Below are 4,948 nucleotides of genomic sequence, written 5' to 3'. Positions count from 1 at the left end.
CAGGAATGTCACCTTTAACGAAATCGGTATTAACCGCGGCTAATGCCTTGCGGCTGATCTTGTTTTTAATCATGAGCCGAATGGCGTTAGCCACGGTTCCTCCCAGGTTGCAAAGAATTATTGGAAAGAAGAAACACTACCTAGGCCGGTGGTTAACAAATTCCGACATGCTGGAAACAGAAGGGGCCACTAGGAGAAAAACCTGTTTCTGATTCTCACTTTTCTGCTCGATTTGACTGAATCGTTGATAAGGTAGGAATGCTGCATCCTTTCCTACGACTTGATCAGTGATATCAAACAACACAAAGTCCCCTTTGATATCAAATGCATCATTTCTCACTTTGGGAAGCGTGATATTTTTGAGATTGGATAACGCATCCAAGGCATCTTTAGGGTTGATAGCCATAGAGAGCCGTAACTTTTGATCTTTCAATAGTTCCGGACGTAACTGAACCTTGACCCCCGAGTTTGATTTTTGAGGACGCATTGGAGTATCCGATACCACTACTTCTCCAGTCTGTCCATTGACAAGACTAATTGACGTCATCGGACTCTGTGTACTATCTATCCGTCTAAATAAGCCAGCTTGCTGAACACTAATGATAATTCCGTCTTTCAAGTTTTTTGTTTTCAATTGTTTCAAAAGACTTCGAACATCCGGATCTTCAGATCGTTCCCATACTCTGAACGACCTCTGAAGATCATCCGTTTGAATCAGGTTCAGATTGATAGTAAACAGGGAATCCTGAATGGCTCTTAGTTTTTCAAGTAACTTGAAAATTTGATCGTGACCTTTTCTGGTATGTCGGATGGTCAGCGAAAGCGTTTTTTCGTAGGGAACGATACGATAGGCACCTTGATTCTGTGCATCCTCCCAGTCTTCAGGTGTGATGTTTTGCTTGATTAGCTCGATTAACGGTTCAAATCGGGCTTGTCGCGCAGCTGTGTCATATCCTGACGAGATAACCTTACGAGGTAATGGCATCACTAAGTCGGCAACAGGATAAGTATTCGTGAGCAACGTGTTATTAAAGTTCGACTCATCAATCACAATTTGTCCTGTAACACCCGCGTTGCTGTTTACACCGACTCCGTGCATCACTTGACCTTCTTCAAGAGGTTTGACTTTTTCCACCTTGAACATGACTAAAAGCACTTCCGTTTCACTCATTAAATCAGGGATAGAACACCCCCCGAACAGTAACGTCTGCCCCCATTTGATCTGAGCCGAATCTTCATAGCGAACTTTTGTGAGCAAGGGAAGTTCAACGTTTTTTTCCTGACCCGTTTTCAGATCGAGTGCCTTCTGTGTTGTCAAATTTTTTCTACCTGAGAATGTGATCTGATAAGCCAATCTGCCCAATTTTTCATCGCTCGCATTCTCAGAAAAACGGGGGCGAAGTTCTATCGAGATGCCGGATTTTCCTAACTCATGACGTTGATCAGGTCCAGTATTCTTTGTCGGAGAAGTAGGACTGTGCTCAATTGCGATTTGGGCGATTCCACCATTGAACATTGACAAGCTGGGAGCACTCAGGTATTTGACTTCTGTTGATGCTTGGATCACTTGCTCGATTTCTTTGACACGTTGATCATTCAGAACTTCGTAAATCATGGATTGCGCAGCGACTTCAGAATTATATGGAATCAGACGTTCTATATTTTTTCCTTGAAATGCGATTCCATTATGTTTGAAATACATTTTCCTGACATCTTTTCGGCGAACGCTAAATGAATCATCCGTTTTGATTGTTGGCTCTTGCACGTTCATAGATTCAATCATTTTTAGTGGCACAGCAATGATCTTTCCCTCGATATGTACCTGTGTTGCCATTGATTCAGTGATTGTTTCTAACGCCAAAGCCACGCGTTGATGAACCTCAGGGTTCTCGCTCATCACCATTAAAAAATCATTGATGACCATAATCCCTTCAGAGTCACCCAAGGCAGAAGCATTCGCTTTGCTCTTTGGATCATACTTCGCAGGCTTCGAAAGTGATAATTTTCCCAAATCACTGACAGCCAAACGAATTTTTTGCAAGAGATCAAACTCGGCCTGCTGCGCACCTACTTTTTCGCGTGCTTCCTCTATCAAACTTTTGATCGGATAGGAACTGACGTGAGGAGAGTTCGATGTTGTCCCCCCGACTCTGGTTGTAACCCCTATCGGACGACCGACCGGAACCGGAAGCCGATAACCCCGTCCTTCCTCAAACTCCGGAACCTGCACACCCAATGGCATTGCGTTTTTTTTCAACGGCTCTTTCGCGCTATTTTTCATGGCCAGAGATTGATTTCTTTTCATTGTCTCAGCTTTAGAGAATTTCGTCAGCGATTTCATAAACTGCAAGATACGACTCACGTCTTGACTGAGCCTGGGATCCTCACTCATCACCAACAATGTATTTTCGATCATCAGGATGCGATCATCTCTGCGACTCAGCATGTGATAATCTTTGGCACTAGATGATACCCAGGGATTGATCACCATCGTGCCCCTAAGCACCTTCTTGTCTTTACCGTGTATCAGCGTTTTTTTTTCTAATTGACCATTGAGCTGGTAAAGGATCATGTTTAAGAAAATCGGTCTTGTCACCTCGATATCTGCCTCATCCGTAAGATCTTCAAACAGAAATTGAATCGGGAAGGTACGAATCGCGGATTGATCTCGCTGGAATTTTTCAGGAATACTCTCTGGGGGTAACAACGTTAACAGTTCACTCAAAAGCGGAGTCGATGCGGTCTCCTCTAGCTCTTTAACTGGTTTGTTCTGCTTAATTATTTCTTTTTGGTTGAATTTATTGGGCTGTGTCTGCTGATCATCAGCGGACACCACAAACGCAGCACCCGGCAACACAACTGCCGCGAGTCCCACAAAAATCATCCAGCACCACCAGGGCGTTCGTTTTTGACATCCTTGTCCCAATTTCATAATTCGCTCCAGACGTTTTGACGTAATTTCCACCGGACGTACGCCCGGCACGACAGGCACCGTTTTCAGGCTTTGCTTTAATTCCAGGACTTCCAGTAAGCACTTCGCATACAAACCCGGATCACAGCTCAACTCTGCTAAAACTTCTTCATCACAACACTGCTCGATCTCGAACTTCAAACAACGTCCGGAAAACCAGACCAGCGGATTGAACCACCACACAACCGACGCCAACAATTGCAACAACCCCACCCATAAATCGCCACGGCGGATATGAATCAACTCGTGAGCCAGAATCGGTTCCAGTTCCTTGAGCGAACGCGCGTCTGTGATCACTTCGGGAAGAATAATCGTCGGACGAAACAGACCCATGACCGCTGGCCCCATTCGACTTTTGGTAATCAACAGCCTCACACGGCGTTTGACTTTGAGCTCTTTACAAAGCCGTTCTAATAACTGATTCAATTCTGGCTGAAGCTGCTCGCCCGCGCATCGAATGATGCGCTTACAGCGCCAGCAACGCACACTCATCACTCCCACGATAATGGCAGCGATCAGCGCCCAGACGATTAAACCCACGTCCAATAAAGTGTAGCCGAAAGAGAACCGCTCCGTTTTTATGACGGCGGAGTTAATGACTGCGGGTTTAGTGATCAGTGCCCCTTGATCCATTGGCACAACTTGAGACTCATTCGGGTCAACGTCGCGAATGGTTACTGTAAATGGTGAAGACTTTGTCTCGACGTCGGGCATCTTCCGCAAATCACCGCCTGTCATCAGTCGAATCGACTCTGTTCTGGGCAATGACTGTGACTCCTGATTGAGAGGCGCTTGACGCAATTCTGAATGGAAAGGCTGCTGTACCCAGCAAAACAAACCACTCGAACTGGTCCACAATGGTGGCGTCAGAAATTTCAGCAAGACAATCAACCATAAAATAAAGGTTAAATGCGAGCGATTGAATTTGATAAGTTTACACATCAGGTAAACCACAAGCACCAACAACGAACATTGCCAGAATTGCTGCCAGACAAGTAACACGAACGTGGGATCATTCAGATTCATGTCGTGCCTCCGTCAATTGTTCAAGCAGAATCTTTAACGCATCTAAATCCTCTTGGCTGACATTGCGGTCTTCGATCAGATGTTGCATTAAAGGAAAGGTCTCGCCGGCAAACAGACGGTCCACCAGATCATCCACGGTTTCTCGAATCACTGTACGTGGCTTCACACGCGGCGTATAAACGCGAGTGCGCCCATCGAGCTTGGCATTCACGTAACCTTTTTTCTCCAGCCTCCGTAAATAAGTCTGGACGGTCGTGAAATCAATGCCGCGCGAATTAGGGAATGCGGCATACACCTCACGGACGGTGGCATGCTTTAAGTCCCATAAAACACGGGCCACTTCAATTTCGCCTTTGGATAATGCCGGTCGTTCTGTCATCAATCGCTCCTGAATTACAAATGTACTTGCCAAAGTCTAATTACATTTGTAATTCAGTCAAGACCGTTGTTTTAAAAATAGTCTACAGGATATCGTCTCCCCCCAAAGTCAATCCAAAAATGATCGTTCTCGAAAATAGATCAGGACTTTGAAATTCTTGCAGAACCATGTTTGGAATTGGTCCGCTGATCGCTTAGAATCGGAATTGAGATTGATGGCGACAACAGGAATTCAGATTCAATACATCCTGGCCATAAATCAGTAAGTATTTATATATTATCAAGTTCCATCTATTTGGATTTCCCGGAAATGAATGTCCGCTCCGCCAGACCGAAAGTAAACGATTTGATCTTTCGCTTTATTGGGCGCTCCATTCACCCCGAACTGTATACGACTTGTGCAACTGCTGAAGTGCGAGAGAAAAACTTTTCCGCCACTTTGCGCATCTGTGAAACAGGACACATTGCCAGCATCCAGCACAAGGGGAAATCATATTGTGAAATTCTGACGTCGTTTCAAAACCCACTTCCCAGTCAGAAGCGTTTACTGGAAAAGCCGGTTCGTGGATGTCG

General features: G+C 45.2%; 2 protein-coding genes and 1 pseudogene. 1 reads left to right on the top strand and 2 read right to left on the bottom strand.

What is annotated here, in order from left to right; genetic code table 11:
• Positions 1-136: 136 nt before the first annotated feature.
• Both Q0668_RS05100 and Q0668_RS05095 read right to left on the bottom strand, forming a co-directional pair.
• The gene (locus tag Q0668_RS05100) at positions 137-3,997 is read right to left on the bottom strand and encodes a M56 family metallopeptidase (RefSeq protein ID WP_298860789.1); all 3,861 of its coding nucleotides are present in this window, start codon (positions 3,995-3,997) and stop codon (positions 137-139) included.
• The gene (locus Q0668_RS05095; protein ID WP_298860786.1) at positions 3,984-4,376 is read right to left on the bottom strand and encodes a BlaI/MecI/CopY family transcriptional regulator; all 393 of its coding nucleotides are present in this window, start codon (positions 4,374-4,376) and stop codon (positions 3,984-3,986) included. The genes Q0668_RS05100 and Q0668_RS05095 overlap by 14 nt, the downstream gene beginning before the upstream one ends.
• Positions 4,377-4,685: 309 nt before the next feature.
• On the opposite strand from Q0668_RS05095, the pseudogene Q0668_RS05090 reads away from it, so the two are divergent.
• A pseudogene (locus Q0668_RS05090) lies at positions 4,686-4,948 on the top strand (hypothetical protein); the annotation flags it as partial.

It is taken from the genome of uncultured Gimesia sp. (assembly GCF_937910335.1).
In the GTDB taxonomy this organism is placed as follows: Bacteria; Planctomycetota; Planctomycetia; order Planctomycetales; family Planctomycetaceae; genus Gimesia.
This window is presented reverse-complemented; position numbering and strand designations above follow the sequence as displayed.